Origin of the sequence: Burkholderia sp. Se-20373 (assembly GCF_017104705.1) — a bacterium.
Classification (GTDB): Bacteria; Pseudomonadota; Gammaproteobacteria; order Burkholderiales; family Burkholderiaceae; genus Burkholderia.
In genome coordinates this window covers 33,782-54,671 of sequence record NZ_JAAGPH010000044.1, presented here as the reverse complement: position 1 = coordinate 54,671, position 20,890 = coordinate 33,782, and the positions used below count along the sequence as shown (strand labels likewise).

The 20,890-nt window shown below is 69.0% G+C and carries 15 protein-coding genes; 8 read left to right on the top strand and 7 right to left on the bottom strand.

Translation table 11 applies throughout. The annotated features are described in order from the left end of the window. The coding region (locus G3N96_RS16715) for a UvrD-helicase domain-containing protein (RefSeq protein ID WP_206137866.1) at positions 1 to 2,469 on the bottom strand (2,469 nt) is incomplete at its 3' end. Continuing rightward, on the bottom strand, positions 2,466 to 5,804 hold the full coding sequence (gene recC, locus G3N96_RS16710) for an exodeoxyribonuclease V subunit gamma (protein ID WP_206137865.1): 3,339 nt from the start codon (positions 5,802 to 5,804) through the stop codon (positions 2,466 to 2,468). The genes recC and G3N96_RS16715, both read right to left, overlap by 4 nt. A 182-nt stretch (positions 5,805 to 5,986) precedes the next feature. On the opposite strand from recC, the gene G3N96_RS16705 reads away from it, so the two are divergent. Both G3N96_RS16705 and G3N96_RS16700 read left to right on the top strand, forming a co-directional pair. Continuing rightward, positions 5,987 to 8,278, top strand: a complete 2,292-nt coding sequence (locus G3N96_RS16705) for an FUSC family membrane protein (RefSeq protein WP_206137864.1) — start codon at positions 5,987 to 5,989, stop codon at positions 8,276 to 8,278. 290 nt (positions 8,279 to 8,568) lie between these two features. Next, on the top strand, positions 8,569 to 9,936 hold the full coding sequence (locus G3N96_RS16700) for an amino acid permease (protein ID WP_206137863.1): 1,368 nt from the start codon (positions 8,569 to 8,571) through the stop codon (positions 9,934 to 9,936). Positions 9,937 to 10,083: 147 nt separating this feature from the next. Here the strand turns inward: G3N96_RS16700 and G3N96_RS16695 are convergent, their stop codons facing one another. Then, positions 10,084 to 10,245: a hypothetical protein gene (locus tag G3N96_RS16695; RefSeq protein ID WP_006476417.1), complete on the bottom strand. Its 162-nt coding sequence runs from the start codon at positions 10,243 to 10,245 to the stop codon at positions 10,084 to 10,086. Between the two features lie 245 nt (positions 10,246 to 10,490). On the opposite strand from G3N96_RS16695, the gene G3N96_RS16690 reads away from it, so the two are divergent. Genes G3N96_RS16690 through G3N96_RS16680 form a run of 3 tightly spaced genes read left to right on the top strand, consistent with a single transcriptional unit; the run spans position 10,491 to position 13,993 of the window. Continuing rightward, entirely contained in the window at positions 10,491 to 11,534 is a 1,044-nt protein-coding gene (locus G3N96_RS16690; protein WP_089424913.1) for a Fe(3+) ABC transporter substrate-binding protein, read from the top strand. A 46-nt stretch (positions 11,535 to 11,580) separates the two neighbouring features. Beyond that, entirely contained in the window at positions 11,581 to 13,215 is a 1,635-nt protein-coding gene (locus tag G3N96_RS16685; protein WP_241022679.1) for an iron ABC transporter permease, read from the top strand. Between the two features lie 4 nt (positions 13,216 to 13,219). After that, the gene (locus tag G3N96_RS16680) at positions 13,220 to 13,993 is read left to right on the top strand and encodes an ABC transporter ATP-binding protein (protein ID WP_089455896.1); all 774 of its coding nucleotides are present in this window, start codon (positions 13,220 to 13,222) and stop codon (positions 13,991 to 13,993) included. Between the two features lie 71 nt (positions 13,994 to 14,064). Here G3N96_RS16680 and G3N96_RS16675 read toward each other — a convergent pair whose 3' ends face one another. The 4 genes from G3N96_RS16675 to G3N96_RS16660 form a co-directional block, all read right to left on the bottom strand. Continuing rightward, a complete protein-coding gene (locus G3N96_RS16675) occupies positions 14,065 to 14,535 on the bottom strand; it encodes an Lrp/AsnC family transcriptional regulator (RefSeq protein WP_069247564.1) in 471 nt (156 codons plus the stop codon). A gap of 253 nt (positions 14,536 to 14,788) precedes the next feature. Beyond that, a complete protein-coding gene (locus G3N96_RS16670) occupies positions 14,789 to 15,430 on the bottom strand; it encodes an NAD(P)H-binding protein (protein ID WP_206137861.1) in 642 nt (213 codons plus the stop codon). Positions 15,431 to 15,559: 129 nt separating this feature from the next. Then, complete coding sequence (locus tag G3N96_RS16665; RefSeq protein WP_124575922.1) at positions 15,560 to 16,015, bottom strand: Rrf2 family transcriptional regulator; 456 nt, start codon at positions 16,013 to 16,015, stop codon at positions 15,560 to 15,562. A gap of 90 nt (positions 16,016 to 16,105) precedes the next feature. Next, positions 16,106 to 16,534 carry a hypothetical protein gene (locus G3N96_RS16660; protein WP_124575923.1) on the bottom strand — a complete coding sequence of 143 codons (429 nt, stop codon included), beginning with the start codon at positions 16,532 to 16,534 and terminating at the stop codon, positions 16,106 to 16,108. A 193-nt stretch (positions 16,535 to 16,727) separates the two neighbouring features. On the opposite strand from G3N96_RS16660, the gene G3N96_RS16655 reads away from it, so the two are divergent. The 3 genes from G3N96_RS16655 to G3N96_RS16645 all read left to right on the top strand — a co-directional run bounded on the left by G3N96_RS16655 (position 16,728) and on the right by G3N96_RS16645 (position 20,645). Then, on the top strand, positions 16,728 to 17,063 hold the full coding sequence (locus G3N96_RS16655) for a hypothetical protein (RefSeq protein WP_124575924.1): 336 nt from the start codon (positions 16,728 to 16,730) through the stop codon (positions 17,061 to 17,063). A 264-nt stretch (positions 17,064 to 17,327) separates the two neighbouring features. Continuing rightward, positions 17,328 to 18,521: an ammonium transporter gene (locus tag G3N96_RS16650; RefSeq protein ID WP_069256214.1), complete on the top strand. Its 1,194-nt coding sequence runs from the start codon at positions 17,328 to 17,330 to the stop codon at positions 18,519 to 18,521. 159 nt (positions 18,522 to 18,680) lie between these two features. Beyond that, positions 18,681 to 20,645, top strand: coding sequence for an alkaline phosphatase PhoX (locus G3N96_RS16645; protein ID WP_206137860.1), 1,965 nt, complete (start codon positions 18,681 to 18,683; stop codon positions 20,643 to 20,645). Positions 20,646 to 20,890: the final 245 nt, after the last annotated feature.

Genomic DNA, 20,890 nt, shown 5'->3' with positions numbered 1-20,890 from the left:
CTCGCGCAGCGCCTGCCGCGCCGCATGCTCGGCTGCCTCGTCGTCGCACCCGTAATGCAGCACCGCGTCGCCCGCCTCGTCGTGATACTCGCGCGCATCGGGCAATGCGGACGCGGGCGGCTCGCGCAACCCGCCGTCGTTCAGGAACGGACAGAACACGATCGCGTATTCGAGGCCTTTCGACTTGTGCACGGTGACGATCTGCACGAGGTTGCGATCGGATTCGAGCCGCAGCTGCGCTTCCTCGCCGCCGCCGTCGAGCCGTTGCGCGGCGAGCCAGCGCAGTGTCGGCGCGATGCCCGGCTGCGCGGATGCGCGCGCCTGCGTCAGTTCGGCCAGATGGTTGATGTCGGTCACGCGGCGCTCGCCGTCCGCGCCGGCCATCAGGCGCTCGGCAATCCGCAGCTCGCGCGTGAACGTGCGCCACATCACCGCGAAGCCGCGTTCGCGCCACAACAGCCGATACCGCGAGAAGCGCTCGACCCAGCTCATCGCGTCGGCGCTGTCCGCCGCCGAGGCTTCCCGTTGCGCGTCGCCGTCGCCCTGCTCCATCCGCCACAGCGCGCCGGCATCGAGGCCGAACCAGTCGGATGCGAGCGCCGCGCGCAAGCGCCGCAGGTCGCCCGGTGCATCGATCGCCGCCAGCACGCGTTCGAGCTGCTCGGCGTCGCCGGTCGAGAACACCGAGGCCTGCGCCAGTTCGACGCTGCCGATGCCCCACGTGGCCAGCACGCGCTTCACGAGACTGCCCTGCCGGTGCGTCTGCACGAGCACCGCGATATCGCCCGGCGACAGCGGTGTCTCGCCGAGCCGCACGCGCCCTTCGCGCGCGCCGCGCATCAGCCGTGCGATCTCGGCGGCGCAGGCCTGGGCGGCCTGTGCCTGTGCATCACGCTTGAGCAACGTGCCTTCGCCACCGGGCAACGCCCATACCCGGAAGTCGCCTGCCGGGCCCGGATCGGTTGCGTCGACGAACGGCGCGCGCACGCGCGTGCCGGCACGCACCGCGTAGTAGTCGAGCCCGTCCAGCACGAAGGCGCGCGGATTCGACATGAAGAAGCGGTTGCACGCGTCGACGATCGCGGGCGTCGAACGCTGGTTGACCGCGAGCGTATAGCACGCGCTCGCCCGCGCGCGCGCGGCGAGATAGGTATGCAGATCGGCCGCGCGGAAGCTGTAGATCGCCTGCTTCGGATCGCCGACCAGGAACAGCGGGCCGCCCGGCGCGAAGATCCGGTCGAAGATCGCGAACTGCAGCGGGTCGGTATCCTGGAACTCGTCGATCAGCGCGGCCGGATAGCGCGCGCGCAGCGTTTCGGCGAGCCACGGATGCGCATGCAGCGCGTGGTACAGGTTCGCGAGCAGATCGTCGAACGAGACGACGCGCCGCGTGCGCTTGCGCTCGGCCAGCTCGCCCGGCGCCATGTCGAGCCATTCGGCGATCAGCGCGAGCCAGCGCGCGCGCTGCGCGGCCTCGGCCGCCGCCACGGCCGCTTCGAGCGCGTCGGCGACGTCGAAGAATGCGTGTTCGGGCGTCGCGCCGCCTTTTTTCGTCGCCTTCACGAGCGCGGTGCGGGTGAGCTTCAGCGCGGCCTTCGGCAGCGCAGCCGTCGCGTCGCCCTGTGCGAAATGCGCGGTCCATGCGGCCAGCGCAGCGGCCACGGCCTCGGGTTTGTGCGAGCGCTGGTTGAGCGCGGGTTGCGCGACGCGCAGCAACGCATCGATCGCGTCGCGCTCGGCGGCCCACATCCGCCCGGCCTCGGCGAAGCATTCGCCAGCCGCCGCCTCGGCCGATTCGTCCGGCTCGGTCACGCCGTCCCACCGCAGCGCGGCAAGCGGCTTCTTCAGCCGGCGCGCGAGCTGCGTATCGAGCGCGGCCGGGCCGGCGCCCGATTCGACGAGCCAGGTCGCGAAGCCCGGCCAGCGCGCGGCTGCCGGCTCGACGCGCGTGCGCCAGAAATCCGCTGCCAGTTCGAAGCGCAGCGACGCATCGTCGGCCTCCATGTCGAACGCGAACGGCATCGCCGCCGCGAACGGCGCTTCCTGCAGCGCGCGCTGGCAGAACGCATGGATCGTATGGATCGCGGCCTGGTCGAATGCGCGCAGCGCACGCCGGATCCGCTTCGCGGCCGTTTCGGGATCGAGCGCGCCGTCTTCGCCGAGCGTGGTTTCCAGCAGACGCTCGATGAACGGATCACCGCCGTCGTCACCGGTGTCGAGCGCATGCGCGAGCTGCGCGAGCCGGCCGCGAATCCGTTCGTGCAGCTCGGCGGTCGCCGCTTTCGTGAAGGTCACGACGAGGATTTGATCCGCACCGAGATCCTTCTCCAGCAGCAGGCGCACATACAGCGCGCAGATGTTCCAGGTCTTGCCGGTACCGGCCGACGCCTCGATCTGGTTGACACCGTCGAGCGGGCACGCGAACACATCGAGTTCGAGCGCCTGCTGCGGCTGCGACACGGCGCTCATGCGACCTCCTTCAGATGGGCGACGAGCGGATCGAACACGAGCCGCGCAAGCGTGCCGAACGGCTCGTCGAGCGATGCAAGCGCACCGCGCCACGCGATCGCGATGGCCGGATCGTCGGCTTCGCTCACGACCCGCTCGTTGATCCAGACGCTCGCGGCCTTCGCCTCGCCGTCGGACACCCTCGCCCACGCGCTGCGCGGGAAAAACCGCAGCGGCATGCGCCGCCCCGCGCGAAACAGCGCGGCCAGCGGCGCGAGCTGCTCGAGCGGCGCCGCGACGGGTGTCAGCTCGAATGCACCGCCGCTGCCGAACCACAGCGTGCGGCGCGGGCCGCCAGGCTCCACCGCGCAGTAGACGAGATGCGCGAGCCACGCGGACAGGTAGTCGCGCGCACTCGGCCGTGCGTAGCGATAGATGATCTGCCCGGCCGGCGTGAGCCGGTTCAGCGTGCCGTGCAGGTCGAGCGGCGCGCTCACCGCGTCGGCCGACAGCCGCGCGTCGTCGGCGCCGAACAGCGCCTGGTCGGTGTCCGGCCAGGCCGGCACGACGGTGAGCGTGAACGGCCGCCGCTCCATCCCGTCGGCCAGCGCGCGGCGCACGTTCGACGCGAGCTGCGTTATCGAGCCGAGCGCCTGGTCGCGCCACACGGCGCCCGTCGCACCGCCCGGCAGTTCGGGGCTCGCGTCCGCGATGCGCAGCGCGTGATCGTGCACGCCGCCCTCGTCCGACTCGATCAGCAACGGCAGCACGCGCTCGGCGAGCGCATCGCTGCCGGCGAAGTCGAGCGCGAACGGCTCGGTGTCGAGCAGTTCGGCCTGCGCGTCGGCGAGCACGATGCCGAGCCGCGCGCGCAGCAGCGCACGCGCGGGATGGCGCCAGAAGCGTTCGAATTCGCTGAATGCGACAGGCTCGACCGGTTCGGCCGGCAGCGGCTGCGCGAAGAACGGCAACTCGCGCGGCCCGTCGCGCGACCCCTCGGCGGCCAGCAACGACGCGAGCGTCGCACGCTCGGCGTCAAAGGAAACGAGTTCGCTGCCGGGCTGGAAATAGGCGGCCGCGAACGGTTGCAGCGGATGCTCGACGACGAATGCGCGCCGCGCGGCATCGACCGCATCCGGCGCCGCGTCGGGCCCGGCCGTGACGAGCGCGAGATGGTCGAGCAGTTCGTCGACGAGTGCCGCGGGCGGCAACGGCGCGTTGTCGCGAATGCTGCGGCCCGTGTAGGCAATCATCAACCGGTCGCGCGCGGCGAGCAGCAGGTCGAGAAACAGGTTGCGCTCGTCGTCGCGGCGCTGGCGGTCGCCCAGCTTCGGCAATACGGCCATCAGGTCGAATTCGTCGGCACGCGCGAGGCTCGGCAGCACGCCATCGTCCATCCCGAGCAGGCAGACGACGCGATACGGCAGGCCGCGCAGGCTCGTCAGCGACGAGAACGTGACGCCGCCCCACGGCACGCCGCCGCGCGCCGGATCGTCGAGCGCGGCGGCCAGCCCCGCCCGGACGACGGCCGCCGGCAACGCTTCGTCCGGCGCGCCCTCTGTCATCGCGGCCAGCATCGCGTCGAGCGCGTCGCGCACGCCCGCGAGCGCGTCCGCATACGCGGCGCCCGAATCGAAGAACCGCGCGAGCGTATCGGCGAACAGCTCGCTCCAGCCTTGCGGCGTATGCGATTCGGCCAGCCGCCGCGCGAAGCCGTCGAGATCGTCGGTGAAGCGCGCGAGCCGGCCGAGCAGTTCGGCCTCGCTGCCGGTGGCCGCCTCGATCGGCAGCCACGCGCCGACCGGCGCCGCGCCTTCGGGCATCGCATAACCGAGAAAGAGCCGCGCGAGCGCATCGGAGAACGTATGGCGCGGCGACGGCACGGCCGCGTCGTCGCTCACGAGCGGCGACAGCCCGCGCCGCGCGCCGGCCGCCGCGAGCCAGGTCTGCACCGTCTCCAGCGCCGCCGCATCGATGCCGTAGCGCGCCGCCACCGCGTCGACGCGCAGCCATTCGACCAGCTCGGGCGCGCCGACCTGCCGCTCCGGCAACGCGAGCCAGTCGAGCAACACGCGCGCGACCGGGTTCGCCTGCGACGGCGGCAAGCCGGTGATCCGGTAAGGCACACGCGAGCCGCCGGCGCCGGCCGTGCCGAACACGGCATCGATCAGCGGCCCGGCCGCGGCGAGATCGGCCACCGCGACGAGCACGTCGGACGGCTGCAGGCTCGCGTCGGCGTCGAACCACGCGAGCAGCCGGTCGTGCAGCACCTCGAGCTGCCGCGCGAGGCTGTGGCACACGTGTACCTCGATCCCGCGCTCGGCCGGCGTGTCGCCGATTTCGGCCTCCGGCTGCAGTTCGAGGATCGCGTTCTGCACGCGCGCGAGCCACGTCGGCGCGGGATTCTCGACGAAACGCGACGCGTCGCCCGACGCGGCGCTTTCAGTCAGTTCGTGCAGCATGTGCAGCTGCGCCTGGGTCTGCCTGCCCCATTCGGCGAGCAGCGGATGGCCGACTTCCTGGTAATCGAGCCGCCCGGCCGCATCGAGCGCCTCGGCATGCGCGGCGGTCACGATGTCGAACCAGAACTCGCGGCACGGGTTCAGCGCATAGACGCGCACGTCGATCCAGCGCGACAGCTCGCGCAGCAACGCGACATGCAGCGGCGGCATCGTCGGCAGCGCGAACACGCTGACCGATTCCGGCCAGTCCGCGCGCGCGATCGCTTCGGGATCGAGATGGCGCGCCTCGACGAGGAAGCGGTGCGCCGGCGGCGTGCCGCTGTCGCTCAGCTCCGCGAGCAGCGCACGCCACAGCGCGGCCTGCCAGCGCTCGTCGTCGCGCGCGGCGTCGCTGATCCCGCGCGGCGCGCCGTCGCCCGCGAGCACGGACTCGCCGGCCTGCCATGCGGCCAGCCATTCGGGACGATAGGTCAGGTAATGATCGAGCACGGCCGCGACGCGGTGTGCCAGCTCGTAGCGCATCGCATCGTCGGACGCGGACAGATACGCGGCCAGCCGCGGCGACGCGAGCCACGGCGCGCCGCCTGCCGCCTGCGCGAACAGCCGGTAGCAGCGCCACACGAGGCGATCGGGCGCGAACGGCGAACGCTTGGGCACCTCCATCACGCGACCGATCTGCGCCCACAGCCATTGCGCGAGATAGGTGAACTCGACGTTCGCGCACACGCCGTTGCGCGCGGCGATGTCGAGCTCGAGACGGCGGCGCAGCGCCGCGCTCGGCACGATGACCTGTTGCGGCGCCCACGGGCCATTGCGGGCCGGGAACGCGGCCAGATCCTCGAGCAGCGCGTCGGCCAGCGTTTCGTGACGATTCGAATAGAAGAGATGGAGCATGAAGCGGGCGTCGGAACCTCGCGCCGGCCGGGCCGGGCGAACAGGATCACCAAGGATAGCAAATGGGCCGCCGTCGCGAACCTCGTCCGGACGGCCAGGTTTTACGGACCGCGAAATACGATAGACTCGTCGCCAGTCAAGATGCCGCCCCCGGGCGTCTTCGTCTGCTATTCAGCCCATCGATGCGCTATTCGGTCGAAATCAGAAAGTTTTTCTACAGCCAGTACTTTTTCGGCGGCCTGCGGATCGCGGTCGGCGTCTCGCTGCCGGCCGTGCTGTGCCTGATCGTGTTTCACAACCGGGAGCTCGGCTTCACGATCTCGACGGGCGCGCTCGGCGCCTGTGTCGTCGACATGCCCGGCCCGCTCAAGTACAAGCACAACGAAATGCTCGCTTGCAGCGTGATCGGTTTTCTGGCCGCGCTCGCCACCGGCCTCGCGACACCGAACATCTTCGTGCTGTGGCTCACCATCGTGCCGCTCACCTTCGTGCTGTCGCTGATCGTCGTCTACGGCAACCGCTGGCCGCAGATCAGCTTCGCGACGCTGTTCATGATGGTGATGACGCTCGAGGAGAAGTTCACGCCGCTGCAGGCGTTCATCAACGCCGGCTGGATCCTCGCGGGCGGGCTCTGGTACACGTACTGGGCCACGCTCGTGTCGCAATGGCAAGCGCGCCGGATCGAGCAGCAGGCGCTGGCCGAGAGCCTGTTCGCGTGCGCCGACTACCTGCTCGCGCGCGCGCAGTTCTACGATCTCGATGCCGATCTCGACGAGTGCTACCGCAATCTCGTCGCCAAGCAGATCACGGCGGTCGAAACGCAGGAAACCGCGCGCGACATCGTGCTGCGCAACCTGCCGAAGCTGCGCCGCGGCAAGCTCGACCCCGGCCGCACGACGATGTACAACCTGTTCATCAACAGCGTCGACCTGCACGAGCTGTTCGTCGGCGCCCACACCGACTACCCGCTGGTGCGCAATACGTTCGGCGGCTCCGATCTGATCATTTTCTACCGCGACCTGATCCGCAAGGCGGCTGCCGATCTCGAGGAAATCGGCCTCGCGGTGCTCGAGAACCGCGCGCCGCATTCGCGGATCAGCGTGAAGGCCGAGCTGCGCGCGATCGAGTACGAGATCGAGCTGATGCGCAAGAAGAACTTCCCGGCCACCAATGCGGAAGCGTATGCGGCCGTGCTGGCCACGTTCCGCCGCATCTGGAGCGCGACGCGCCTGATCGACCGGATGCGCCGCAACCTGTCGGGCCGCGCCGATCCGCAGCAAACCGAGCTGAAGATCGACAAGGCGCTCACGCGCTTCCTGCAGCGCCGCCGGATGTCGCCGCTCCTGATCTTCTCGAACCTGAACATGCGCTCGCCGAGCTTCCGCCACGCGCTGCGCGTGACGATCGCGGTCGCGGTCGGGTTCTGGCTCGGCCGGCTGCTGCCGCTCACGAACGCGTACTGGATCGTGATGACGACCATCATCATCCTGAAGCCCGGCTACTCGCTCACCAAGCAGCGCAACGCGGCGCGTATCGTCGGTACGCTGATCGGCTGCGCGGCGAGCGTCGCGCTGATCTACACGGTCAAGGACACGCACCTGCTGATCGCGATCATGTTCGGGTCGATGGTGATGAGCTACAGCCTGCTGCTGTTCAACTACGCGGCGAGCGTCGTGTTCACGTCGTCGTACGTGCTGCTGATGTTCCACCTGCTCGCGCCGGGCAGCATGCGGATCATCGGCGAGCGCGCGATCGACACGGTGGTCGGCTGCATGATCGCGATCGCCGCGAGCCGGCTGTTCCCTTACTGGGAATACCGGCTGATGGGCAAGCAGGTCGCCGACATGCTCACCGCCACCCGCAAGTATTTCGAAGCCGTGTGGCGCGCCGGGCGCGGCATGTCGCCGCCGCCGGTGCCGGCCGCCGACGGCGCGGCCGTCGTGCCGGTCGTCGCCGCGGCCATCGAGACGCCGGCCACGGCGCTCGACGACGACTACCGCTACCGCCTCGCGCGCAAGGACGTGCACATCGCGTTCGCGAATCTCGGGCAGGCGTTCCAGCGGATGATGATCGAGCCGAAGGCGCACCAGCGCTTCGTGCCCGAACTGAACGACCTGCTCGTGCAGACGCACGTGCTCGGCGCGCAGATCACGGCCGCCGCGCCGCTGATCCGCACGGCCTGCGCGGCCGACGGCAGCATCCTCCACGACGACGCGCTGCATCGCGGCCTCGCTGCCGTGCTCGACAATCTCGAGAAGGCGGAAGCGGGCGAGCCGCCGCCCGCCGACCAGCTCGACGCGTCGAAGCAGATCACGCGCGACCTCGACGCGATGGTCGTGTCCGCGGAGCAATCCGATGCGGTGGGGGCCGAGCTCACGCACGACCTGAAGGTGCTCGCGCACCAGTGCAAGCAGATGCTCGCGTCGTCGCTGCTGATCCGCAAGGATGCGAGCGTGATCCGCCTGCCCGCCTGACCCCAGGCTTTACCCCGCCGGTGGCCGGCCCGCGCATGCCGCGGATCGGCCCCGGCGCTCCCGATTCAGCGATCCCCGCAGCATGACCCGCCCGTCCCACGCGGCCCGCGCCCTCGAGGCACGACCGCCCCGCCCCGCATTGCGCCCGTCGCGCCAGTCAGGGAATACCCGATTCCGGTCACCCGGCCCGGCTTGTTATCATTCGTTCACATTTAAGTTGTCTATACAACTTGAGCCAATCGGACCGGCCCCGTTCGCCCGGTCCGTCGCATAACGATATCGGAGACACGATGAAAAACTTGCAGCGCCACCTGAGCGCGCGGCACATCCGCTTTCTCGCGCTGGGTTCGGCGATCGGCACGGGCCTGTTCTACGGTTCGGCGTCCGCGATCCAGCTCGCGGGCCCGGCGGTGATTCTGGCGTACATCCTGGGCGGCGCGGCCGTCTACATGGTGATGCGCGCGCTCGGCGAGATGGCCGTGCGCGAGCCCGTCGCCGGCTCGTTCGGCCACTATGCGACCGAGAACCTCGGCCCGTTCGCCGGATTCGTCACCGGCTGGACCTACACGCTCGAAATGGTGATCGTCGCGATCGCCGACATCACCGCGTTCGGCATCTACATGGGCTTCTGGTTTCCGGATGTCCCGCAATGGATCTGGGTGCTCGGCGTGGTCGCGATCATCTGCGGGCTGAACCTGTGCCACGTGAAGGTGTTCGGCGAACTCGAGTTCTGGCTGTCGATCATCAAGGTCGGCGCGATCATCGCGATGATCGGCGGCGGCGTCGCGATCCTGCTGACCGGCATGCACTTCGGCCACTCGGCCGACGTGCCGACGTTCGCGAACCTGTGGAATCATGGCGGCTTCCTGCCGAACGGCGTCGGCGGGCTGATCGCGTCGCTGTCGGTCGTGATCTTCGCGTACGGCGGGATCGAGGTGATCGGCATGAGCGCCGGCGAGGCGAAGGATCCGGAGCGCGTGATTCCGCGCGCGATCAACGCGGTGCCCGCGCGCATCCTGCTGTTCTACGTGCTGACGATGGTCGTGCTGATGTCGATCAGCCCGTGGACGGGTGTCGGCAACGACGGCAGCCCGTTCGTGCAGATCTTCTCGGCGCTCGGCGTGAAGTCGGCCGCGACGATCCTCAACCTGGTGGTGATCAGCGCGGCGATCTCCGCGATCAACAGCGACATCTTCGGCGCGGGCCGGATGATGTTCGGGATGGCGCGCCAGGGCCAGGCGCCGGCCGTGCTGATGACGACGTCGCGGCACGGTGTGCCGTGGGTCACGGTGCTCGTGATGGCGGTCGCGCTGCTCGTCGGCGTGCTGCTCAACTACCTGATGCCGAAGGACGTGTTCCTGATGGTCGCCGCGATCGCGACGTTCGCCACCGTGTGGGTGTGGCTGATGATCCTGCTGTCGCAGGTCGCGATGCGCCGCCGGCTGTCGACCGCCGAAGTCGCGGCGCTGAAGTTCAAGGTGCCGTTGTGGCCGGTCGCGCCGGCCCTGACGATCGCGTTCATGGGCTTCGTGATCGTGATGCTCGGCTGGTTCGAGGACACGCGCGTCGCGCTGTATGTCGGCGCGGCCTGGCTCGCGCTGCTCGCGGCCGTGTTCTACGCACGGATCCGCCCGAAGTTCGCCCCTGCGTCACGTTGACGCTCGACTGATCTGCCTACGCGGCGCGCCGGTTCCGGCGCCCGCTTCTCTTCCGGCTCCGCGCGGCATCCCGCGCGCCGACAGCCGGGCCTCATCCCCTTCGCATCCACCCTGCGTGCGCGGCCCGCCGGGCCGCGCATCGGCACGTCAGTGCGACGCCGCGCTCGCGGCCTCGGCCGGATGGGCCTCGTCGTATGCGTGCTTCTGCGAAATCGCGTTGTACAGGATCGTCCCGATCACGAGCAGCACGGCCACGACGATCAGGATGCTCACGTTGCGGACAGGGTTCTTCTTGCGCTGATCGTTCATGGTCGGGGCGACTCCGTCAAATTCATCGAAGCGGGCATTCTACGCGCTTGCGCGCCCGCTGCGACGCGCCGTTTCCGATCCCCCTTCCCCGTCCTCCGCCCGCTCCCCCGCAAGCTTTCATTTGATAATCGTTCCCATTTCGATCTAGAATCTCGAGTCTTTCATTTTGTAATGTTTCGGGTCGCTCGGGCGGCAGGCGCGCCCCGGAACGCTCCCATCGTCCACCTGCCCCTTCCGGAGTCTTCATGTCGAATCCGCGCACCCGCCTGCTGCCGCTTGCCGGCGCCCTCGCCCTTGCCGCCGCCGCATTCGCGCCGCTGGCCCACGCGGCCGAGGAAGTGAGCCTGTACACCACCCGCGAACCGAAGCTGATCCAGCCGCTCATCGACGCCTTCACGAAGCAGAGCGGCGTCAAGGTCAACACGGTGTTCGTAAAGGACGGCCTGCTCGAGCGCGTGAAGGCGGAAGGCGCGCAGTCGCCGGCCGACGTGCTGATGACGGTCGACGTCGGCAACCTGCTCGACCTCGTCGACGGCGGGCTCACGCAGCCGGTGCGCTCGAAGGCGCTCGACGACGCGATTCCCGCGAACCTGCGCGGCGCGAACGGCGACTGGTACGCGCTGTCGCTGCGCGACCGCGTGCTGTACGTCGAGAAGGACCTGAAGGTCGATGCGTTCCGCTACGAGGATCTCGCCGATCCGAAATGGAAGGGCAAGGTCTGCATCCGCTCGGGCCAGCACCCGTACAACACGGCGCTCGTCGCGGCGATGATCGCGCACGACGGCGAAGCGGCGACCGAGAAGTGGCTGCGCGGCGTGAAGGCGAACCTCGCGCGCAAGGCGACGGGCGGCGACCGCGACGTCGCGCGCGACATCCTCGGCGGCATCTGTGACGTCGGCCTCGCGAACGCTTACTACGTCGGCCACATGAAGAATGCGGAGCCCGGCAGCGATGCACGCAAGTGGGGCGACGCGATCAAGGTCGTGCGGCCGACGTTCGCGAACGCGAAGAGCGGCGGCACGCACGTGAACATCAGCGGCGCGACGGTCGCGAAGCATGCGCCGCACAAGGCCAACGCGGTGAAACTGCTCGAGTACCTCGTGTCGCCGGAAGCGCAGGCGCTGTATGCGCAGGCGAACTACGAATACCCGGTGCGCGCGAACGTGAAGCTCGACCCGGTGATCGCCAGCTTCGGCACGCTGAAGATCGACCCGCTGCCGCTGGCGGACATCGCGAAGCATCGCAAGCAGGCGAGCCAGTTGGTCGACAAGGTCGGTTTTGACAACTGACGCAACCCCCGCCGGCGGCGCGCGCCGCGCGCCCTGCCGGCCGCGCCTGCTACCGCGCGCGGGCAGCCTGTGGCTGCTCGCGGCGCTGGCGATCGCCGCGGCTGTGGCGGCGCCGCTCGCGGTGCTCGTGGCCGCCGCGTTCGACGCCGATCTCGCCCACTGGCGCCATCTCGCCGAATTCGTGCTGCCGCAGGCACTCGTCAATACGCTGCTGCTGCTCGCGGGCGTCGGTGCGATCGTGTCGATCGTCGGCACCGGCTGCGCGTGGCTCGTCACCGCGTACGACTTTCCCGGCCGCCGGATGCTGACGTGGGCGCTGCTGCTGCCGCTCGCGGTTCCCACCTACATCGTCGCGTTCGCCTATCTCGACCTGCTGCACCCGATCGGCCCGGTGCAGGGCGCAGTCCGCTGGCTGCTCGGCTTCGACAGCCCGCGCCAGTTCCGCCTGCCCGACCTGCGCTCGCTGCCCGGCGCGATCTTCGTGCTCGGCTTCGTGCTGTATCCGTATGTTTACCTGAGCACGCGCGCGATGTTCGTCACGCAGTCCGCGAGCCTGCTCGAAGCCGTGCGCACGCTCGGCGCGGGACGCATCGCCACGTTCTGGCGCGTCGTCGTGCCGCTCGCGCGGCCCGCGATCGCGGTGGGCGTGAGCCTCGCGCTGCTCGAAACGCTGAACGATATCGGCGCGTCGGAATTCCTCGGCGTGCAAACGCTGACCGTGTCCGTCTACACGACGTGGATCACGCGCTCCGATCTCGCCGGCGCCGCGCAGATCGCACTTGCGATGCTCGCGATCGTCGTCGGCATGATCGTGCTCGAACGCTACGGGCGCCGCCGCCAGCGCTACGCGCATGGCCGGCGCATGCGGCCGATCACGCCGCGCCGCCTGACGGGTACGGCCGCATTGGGCGCCGCCGTGCTCGGCTGGCTGCCCGTGCTGCTCGGCTTCGGCGCACCGGCTGCGTACCTCGCGGTCGAGACGGCCAAGCGGCTGCATCTGGTCGGCGGCGTCTCCGCACAGTTGATGACCGGGCTCGCGAACACGCTGACGATCGCCACCGCCGCCACCGTCGCGACGCTCGCGTGCGGGCTCGTCGTCGCATGGGCCGCGCGCGCGCAACGCGACAGCGCCCGCGCGGGCCCGGCCCGCGTGTGCGCGAGAATCGCGAGCCTCGGCTATGCGGTGCCCGGCACCGTGCTCGCGATCGGCCTGCTGATCCCGTTCGCGGCGGCCGACCGGCTGTTCGGCGCGGTGCTCGGCCGCGACGGGCTGCTGCTGATGGGCTCGTCGGCCGCGCTCGTGATCGCCTATACCGTGCGCTTTCTCGCGATCCCGGCCGGCAGTATCGAAGCCGGCCTCGCGCGCATCCCGCCGTCGCTCGAACAGGCGGCGCGCTCGCTCGGCGAGACGGCCGGCGGCACGCTGCGCCGCGTGCACCTGCCGCTGCTGCGGCCCGCGCTCACGACGAGCGCGCTGCTGGTGTTCGTCGACGCGATGAAGGAATTGCCGGCGACGCTGCTGCTGCGTCCGCTGAACTTCGACACGCTCGCGACCTGGCTGTATGCGGAAGCCGCGCGCGGCACCTACGAGGAAGGCGCGGTCGCCGCGCTCGCGATCGTGCTGGCCGGGCTCGCGCCCGTGATCCTGCTCGCCCGCACCCGCCACAAGATCGGAGCCTGACACCGTGAATCTGCTCGAACTCGATGACCTCTGCCTCGCCTACGACACGCCGCACGGCCGCCGCACCGTCGTCGACGGGCTGAGCCTCGCGCTGCCGCGCGGCGACATCGGCTGCCTGCTCGGCGCGTCCGGCTGCGGCAAGACCACCGTGCTGCGCGCGATCGCCGGCTTCGAGCCGGTGCGCATGGGGCGCATCATGCTCGACGGGGTGCCCGTCGCGGCGCCATCGCTCGACGTGCCGCCCGAGCGGCGGCGCATCGGCATGATGTTCCAGGATTACGCGCTGTTCCCGCACCTGAGCGCGGCGGACAACGTCGCGTTCGGCCTGCGGCGCATGCCGAAGGCCGAACGGCGCGTGCGTGTCGCGGAAATGCTCGAACTCGTCGGCCTCGCCGATGCCGGCGGCGCGTATCCGCACGAGCTGTCGGGCGGCCAGCAGCAGCGCGTCGCACTCGCGCGTGCGCTCGCACCGTCGCCGGAGCTACTGCTGCTCGACGAGCCGTTCTCGAATCTCGACGTCGATACACGCGAGCGGCTTGCGTTCGAGCTGCGCGACATCCTGAAACGCACGGGCCACACCGCGATCCTCGTCACGCACAACCAGGCCGAAGCGTTCGCGATCGCCGACCGGATCGGCGTGATGAAGGACGGCCAGCTCGCGCAATGGGATACGCCGTACGCGCTGCATCACCATCCGGCCAGCCCGTTCGTCGCGGATTTCGTGCGCCGCGACGCGCTGGCCGACGAACGCGCGCGCGCACTGGCGCGCGGCCGCTGAACTCGCGGGCGCGATGCGCGCCCGCGTCGTTGTTTCATCACCGCGTTTCGTTGCCGCGCTTCATTGCCGCGTCAGGCCGGCTCGGCAAGATCGCGCACGGGCAACGCGGTCGAATACTTGATCTGCTCCATCGCAAACGACGAGCTGACGTCGAACAGCGGCACCGCGCGAATCAGCTGCTTGTAGACGCGGTCGTAATCGTCGATGCCGGTTACCACGACACGCAGCAGGTAATCGGTCTCGCCGCTCATCCGGTACACCTCGACCACTTCCGGCATGTCGCGCACGGCCTGCGTGAAACGCTGCGCCCATTCCTCGGTGTGCTGGTTCGTGCGGATCGCGACGAACACCGTCGTGCCGACCCCGAGCTTGCGCGGATCGCACAGCGCAACCTGCGCGCGAATCGCGCCGGTTTCCTTGAGCCGCTGCACGCGCTTCCAGCACGGCGTCTGCGACAGGTTCACGCGCTGCGCCAGTTCCGCGATCGGCAGCGTGGCATCGGCCTGCAACAGCTCCAGCAGCTTGCGATCGATGGCGTCCATTTCTCCAGTCCCTCGTAGATAGAAATTTATTCTATGCATCCTGCACAACGGGGAACAATATGAAAACGGCTTCGCCGCGTCGACCGGTATAAATACCGATCCCGCACGTGCGAGGCGCGAGCGAATCCGCCGCCACACCGCACGCGCCAAATGAAACAGGCGACTCCGCCCGTGAAGGGGGAATCGCCTGGCGTTCCTGCAAATCGCAGCCAGCCCGGCGCTCACGCGCCACTGGCCGGCGTCAGCGCACCGCTCAATACGCGACCGTCGCGATCTCGTGCACGAAGCTGCCTTGCTCGAGCGCGTCGACGAACGCGACCGCGTAGTCTTCCGCCGAGATCTTGCTGTTGCCTTGTGCGTCCGCGATCAGCTTGCCGACGCCCGTGCGGAACGTACCGGTGCGCTCGCCCGGGGCGATCAGCGCGGCCGGCGCGAAGAACGTCCAGTCGAGATCGCCGACCGTCTTCAGGTAGTCGAGTGCGTCGCGGTGCGCGAGTGCGACCGCCTTGTACGCTTCCGGGAAACCTTCGCTGTCGACGAGCTGCTGGCCCGGCGCAACTTCGAGCGAACCGGCGCCGCCCACCACGACGAGGCGCTTCAGCCCCGCCTGGCGCGTGCCGGCAACCAGCGCCTTCGCAGCCGCGACGACCTTCGCCGCATCGTCCTGCTTCGGGCCGTACGCGCTCGCGACGACGTCATGGCCCGGCAGTGCGGCCGCAATGCTGGCCGCGTCGAACAGGTCGGCCGCCTTCGCGGTGATGCCGTCGCCGGCCGCACCCGGATTGCGCGACAGCGCGGTCACGCGATGGCCGCGTCGTGCCGCTTCCGCGGCGATGCGCGAGCCGATCGTGCCGGTGGCGCCGAACAGCGCGATATTCAAGGTACGTTGCGTCATATCGATTCTCCAGTTAGAAAAATATGTAACGAAGTTAATTACATATAAGACCGAAAAAAACGGGGCAAAGCCCCCGTCGCGCCGGTCGCCGCGCCTCTCGCGCCGTCCGGCCGCCTGCCCTGCCGACGGTTACCCGCCGGCGCGTGTCGCCTGCTGCGTGCGCTGCTCCAGCGCCAGCACGTCGGCCGTCACGTCAGCCAGCGTGCGCGTGCCCAGCGATGCTTCCATCGCCCGCTGCGCGTCGCCGATGTAGCCGACCAGCGCGCCCTGGATGTGCCGCCCGACGAGACACGCGGGATTCGGCGCCTCGCGGTGCAGCGCGAACAGTTGCGCATCGTCGACCGCGCGATACACGTCGAGCAGCGTGATCGCGCCGGGCTCGCGCGCCAGCAGCGCACCGCCGCCCGCGCCCAGTTGCGACGTGGTCAGCCCCGCGGCCGCCAGCATCGACAACAACCGGCGGATCAGCGCCGGATTCGTGTTCACGCTGCCCGCGATGATGTCGGACGACAACGGCACGCCCTCCTGCATCGACAGCAAGGCAAGCACGTGGACGGCAAACGCGAACCGGCTGCTGGTATTCATTCCTGACTCACTTGACGACGCCGGCCCATCCCGCAGCCGGCGACATGTGTAACCATCATAATTACATTTAGCGGATCATGCAAGCCCGCGTCACTCTCCGCTCGCGGGCTTGGCGCCCGGCGCATTCTGCTGGCTCCACTGCTGGAGCTTCTTGCCGGCTTCGGCGATCTTCGCGCCGGCTTCGGAAGCCGCATGCGCGACGACCGCGGACGCGGCCGCGTCGATCTGTGCCTGCGCGGCGGACGCGAGGCCGCTCGCGGACAGCGGCGGCACGGCCGACGCCGCGGACGCGATGCCGGCCTTCGCGGCGTTGAGCTGCTGGTTGACCGTGCTCGCCACCTGGTCGAGCGCCTTGGCCGCATTGTTCGCGGCATCGGCGGCCGCGCTCGCGGCCGTATCGGGTTGCGTGACCGGCGCGCCGGACTTCTCGCAGCCCGCGAGCAACAACAGCGCACCGGCGGCCACGGCCGCCAGTACGGACCCGGGCACGCGACGCGCCCGCGATGTCTTCGTGTTCATCAGCAATCTCCGGCCGCGCGTCGCGCGGCCTCGTGGTTGGACCGACGTCGATGATACCGCCTGTGGAACAGGGCCAATCACGCACCGTGATTAAAAATGGCTTTCAATTTCGGACTCGTCTGATTCAATCGCACACGCGAGGACACTAAAGTGGGCACGCTTCAATCCGCTTTGGACGCGCCCCCTTTTTCTCATGAATTTCCTCGTCGACTGGCTCATCGCCCTGGCCGCCGTGCTCGCCGCCACCCTGTTCCTGTGCCTGCGCCCGCCGTCGGCGCGTCGCCTGGCCGAATCCGGGCGCCCGCGCCGCGTCGCGTCCGCGCGCCTGCTCACGCAGGCCGTGATCGGCTTCTGGACGGCCGCGCTGATCGTCGCGGAAGGCATCCTCGGCCCCACCGCCGACGGTCAGTCGCTGGCGGGCTTCGCGGCACTCGCGTTTGCCGCACTCGGGCTGACGACCGTCGCCGCCTACTGGTCGGCGTGCGCACTGCGGCTGCGCCGGCCGCCGCCGCTGTTCCCGCGCCGCTGACGCGCCGCAACGGTGCGTGGCGAAGCACCATCACGCACCACGCCGTGCCAATCGACATATCACGCGCACCAGTTCCGCACACGTCGCACCACACGCGTGCACCCGGCATCACGTCACCCGCGCACCGGCCACGCCCCCTTCCCGTGCACGATTCACCGGATTGCCGCACCCCACGGGGTTGAAGCACCAACTCAACGCAGCCGTTCACCAAGTTGGCTCGATACTTGCATTCCTTGCCCGTTTTTTGCGCAAGGAAGCCACGGCATGGATGGTCTGAAATCCGGCGTCGACACACTGTTCCTGTTGATCGGCGCCGTCATGGTGCTCGCGATGCACGCGGGCTTCGCATTTCTCGAACTCGGCACGGTCCGCAAGAAGAACCAGGTCAACGCGCTCGTGAAGATCCTGGTCGACTTCTCGGTGTCGACACTCGCGTATTTCTTCATCGGCTACACGATCGCGTACGGCGTCGAGTTCTTCGACGACATCGGCACGCTGTCGCAGCACAGCGGCTATGCGCTCGTGCGCTTCTTCTTCCTGCTGACCTTCGCGGCGGCGATCCCGGCGATCGTGTCCGGCGGCATCGCCGAACGCGCGAAGTTCAATCCGCAGCTCGTCGCGACGCTGATCATCGTCGGCTTCATCTATCCGTTCTTCGAAGGGATCGCGTGGAACGAGCGCTTCGGCGTGCAGGCCTGGCTCACGCACGCGTTCGGTGCGCCGTTCCATGATTTCGCGGGCTCCGTCGTCGTGCACGCGTTCGGCGGCTGGGTCGCGCTGCCCGCCGTGCTGCTGCTCGGCGCGCGCCACGGCCGCTATGCGAAGGACGGCCGGATCGCCGCGCACCCGCCGTCGAACATCCCGTTCCTCGCACTCGGCGCGTGGGTGCTCGCGGTCGGCTGGTTCGGGTTCAACGTGATGAGCGCGCAGACGCTCGACAAGATCAGCGGCCTCGTCGCCGTGAATTCGCTGATGGCGATGGTCGGCGGCACGCTCGCCGCGTGGATGGCCGGCCGCAACGACCCGGGCTTCACGTACAACGGGCCGCTCGCGGGCCTCGTCGCGGTGTGCGCGGGCTCCGACGTGATGCACCCGATCGGCGCGCTCGTCACGGGCGCCGCGGCCGGTGCGCTGTTCGTCGCGATGTTCACCTGCGTGCAGAACAAGTGGCGCATCGACGACGTGCTCGGCGTGTGGCCGCTGCACGGCATGTGCGGCGCGCTCGGCGGCCTCGCGGCCGGCGTGTTCGGCCTGCCCGCGCTCGGCGGTCTCGGCGGCGTGTCGTTCCTGTCGCAGCTCGTCGGCACGCTCGGCGGCATCGCGATCGCGACCGCCGGCGGCACGCTCGTCTACGGCGCGCTGAAAGCGACCGTCGGGCTGCGCCTCGACCGCGAAGCCGAGTTCGACGGCGCGGACCTGTCGATCCACCGCATCTCGGCGACGCCCGAACGCGATTGAGCGCCTGACGAACGCCCGGCGACGCATTACGTTTTCAATTCAAAAAACTTTCATCGAGCGTCCTTACACTTCCGTCCAGTTTTCAATTTGCCTTCGCCGAGCTTGCCGACCGCCTGCTTCGCGAAGGCCATTCTTCCAACAACTGAAACTGGACTCCACATGCCCGCGTTGCCCAATGCTGCCCGTCGTCAGGCCCTGAAGATCCTTGCCGGCGCGCCGATGCTTCCCCTTTCCGGCCTCGCGCTGCCGGCCCTGCTGACGGGTTGCGGCGGCGACGACAATCCCGCGTCGACGCCGGCCCCGGTCGCCGCCGCGTACACGTCGGCGACGTTCTCGGCGATGGCCGCCCCGACGCTCGACAACGCGGCCGCGATGGCCACGACGACGGTCGGCTCGACGCTGTCGGTGTCGTTCTCGGACGGCTCGGCGCGCAACTTCAAGCTGGCGTACCGGCCGTTCTTCGTGACCGGCGACCTGGTGCCGGACGGCAAGGGCGGCACGACGCTCGCGGGCGGCTACTACGACATCAACAACCAGCCGATCATCGATCGCTCGGTGGCCGGCAAGGAGCGCCAGTTCTATTCCGACTGCCCGGACGGCAGCTCGCTGCTGACGCTGAAGAACGCGAACGTGCCCGGCGTGAAGGGCAACACGGTGTTCGCCGTCGTGCAGTTCGAATACACGACGCGCGACCAGGCGAGCGCATCGCAGTACGGCCAGCTGCCGTCGCCGATCGCGGTGATCACGCTCGACCAGGATCCGGCCAACGGCGCGCTGAAGGTCGTCAAGTACCACAACGTCGACACGTCGAAGGCGCACGGCCTGTGGATCACGTGCGGCGCGAGCCTGTCGCCGTGGGGCACGCACCTGTCGAGCGAGGAGTACGAGCCGGACGCGACGAAGGTCGCGACCGACGCGCAGTTCAAGGCGTTCAGCAAGAACACGTTCGGCGACGAGACGAAGGCGAACCCCTACCACTACGGCCACCTGCCCGAGATCACCGTGAATCCGGACGGCACGGGCACCGTGAAGAAGCACTACTGCCTCGGCCGCATCTCGCACGAGCTGATCCAGGTGATGCCGGACCAGCGCACCGTGATGATGGGTGACGATGCCACCAACGGCGGCCTGTTCATGTTCGTCGCCGACAAGGCGGCCGACCTGTCCGCCGGCACGCTGTACGTCGCGAAGTGGACGCAGACGTCGTCCGCCGGCGCGGGCACCGCGACGCTCACGTGGATCAGGATCGGCCACGCAACCAGCGGCGAGATCGAGGCGCTCGCGAACACGCTGAAGGCGTCGGACATCATGGACCTCGCGACCACCGACCCGAACGATGCGAGCTACACGAAGATCCACTTCGGCGGCAAGTTCAACTGGATGCGCGTGAAGCCGGGGATGGAAAAGGCGGCCGCGTTCCTCGAGACGCACCGCTACGCGGCGCTGCTCGGCGGCAGCATGGGCTTCACGAAGCTCGAAGGCACGACCGTGAACGCGAAGGACAAGATCGTCTACACGGCGATGTCGCGGATCGAGACGTCGATGGTCAAGGGCAATGCGGTGTCGCGCGACGTCGCGGTCGACAAGAAGATCGCCGCGGGCGCCGTCTATGCGCTGAACCTGAAGGGCAGCCAGCGCGACACGACGGGCAGCGCGATCGACAGCGACTGGGTGCCGGTCGACATGGGCGCGCCGGCCGCGCTCGTCGGCGAGGATCTCGCCGCGGCCGACGGGCTCGGCAACCTCGCGAACCCGGATAAGATCGCGAACCCGGACAATCTCAAGTTTTCCGAAAAGCTGCGCACGCTCTTCATCGGCGAAGACTCGGGCATGCACGTGAACAACTTCCTGTGGGCCTACAACGTCGACACGAAGTCGCTCGTGCGCGTGCTGTCGTGCCCGGCCGGCGCCGAATCGACGGGCCTGCACGCGGTCGACGAGATCAACGGCTGGACCTACATCATGAGCAACTTCCAGCACGCGGGCGACTGGGAATCGCCGCTGCACGACAAGGTCAAGCCGACGCTCGATCCGCTCGTGCGCGCGAACTTCAAGGACCGCTTCGGCGCCAGCGTCGGCTACCTGACGGCCGAACAGACCAGCATCAAGCTCGCGAAGGCCTGACCGCGCCACGCGAGGAGGGCCCCCTCTGGCGGGCCCCGTTCTTCATCACCGTTCATTCGTCGGCGCTCCACGCCGTTTGATGCGCGATGCCCGTTGCGGGCGTCGCGCTTTTTTTTGCGCACGCGAATCACGCAAGGCGCGCGCGCAAACAGACGCTGCCCGCGTTCAAACGGGGGGTTTCGACGATCGGGGGATAATACGGGCCTGACGCATCCGGGCGGACGAGCAGAAAGACAGGCAAAAAA

Excerpts from the sequence above, each read along its gene's own strand:
- G3N96_RS16700 (WP_206137863.1), top strand. The coding sequence starts at position 8,569 with ATGAAAAACTTGCAGCGCCACCTGAGCGCGCGGCACATCCGCTTTCTC.
- G3N96_RS16650 (WP_069256214.1), top strand. The coding sequence starts at position 17,328 with ATGGATGGTCTGAAATCCGGCGTCGACACACTGTTCCTGTTGATCGGC.
- G3N96_RS16690 (WP_089424913.1), top strand. The coding sequence starts at position 10,491 with ATGTCGAATCCGCGCACCCGCCTGCTGCCGCTTGCCGGCGCCCTCGCC.
- G3N96_RS16665 (WP_124575922.1), bottom strand. The coding sequence starts at position 16,015 with ATGAATACCAGCAGCCGGTTCGCGTTTGCCGTCCACGTGCTTGCCTTG.
- G3N96_RS16645 (WP_206137860.1), top strand. The coding sequence starts at position 18,681 with ATGCCCGCGTTGCCCAATGCTGCCCGTCGTCAGGCCCTGAAGATCCTT.
- G3N96_RS16670 (WP_206137861.1), bottom strand. The coding sequence starts at position 15,430 with ATGACGCAACGTACCTTGAATATCGCGCTGTTCGGCGCCACCGGCACG.
- G3N96_RS16705 (WP_206137864.1), top strand. The coding sequence starts at position 5,987 with ATGCGCTATTCGGTCGAAATCAGAAAGTTTTTCTACAGCCAGTACTTT.
- G3N96_RS16660 (WP_124575923.1), bottom strand. The coding sequence starts at position 16,534 with ATGAACACGAAGACATCGCGGGCGCGTCGCGTGCCCGGGTCCGTACTG.
- G3N96_RS16655 (WP_124575924.1), top strand. The coding sequence starts at position 16,728 with ATGAATTTCCTCGTCGACTGGCTCATCGCCCTGGCCGCCGTGCTCGCC.
- recC (WP_206137865.1), bottom strand. The coding sequence starts at position 5,804 with ATGCTCCATCTCTTCTATTCGAATCGTCACGAAACGCTGGCCGACGCG.
- G3N96_RS16695 (WP_006476417.1), bottom strand. The coding sequence starts at position 10,245 with ATGAACGATCAGCGCAAGAAGAACCCTGTCCGCAACGTGAGCATCCTG.
- G3N96_RS16675 (WP_069247564.1), bottom strand. The coding sequence starts at position 14,535 with ATGGACGCCATCGATCGCAAGCTGCTGGAGCTGTTGCAGGCCGATGCC.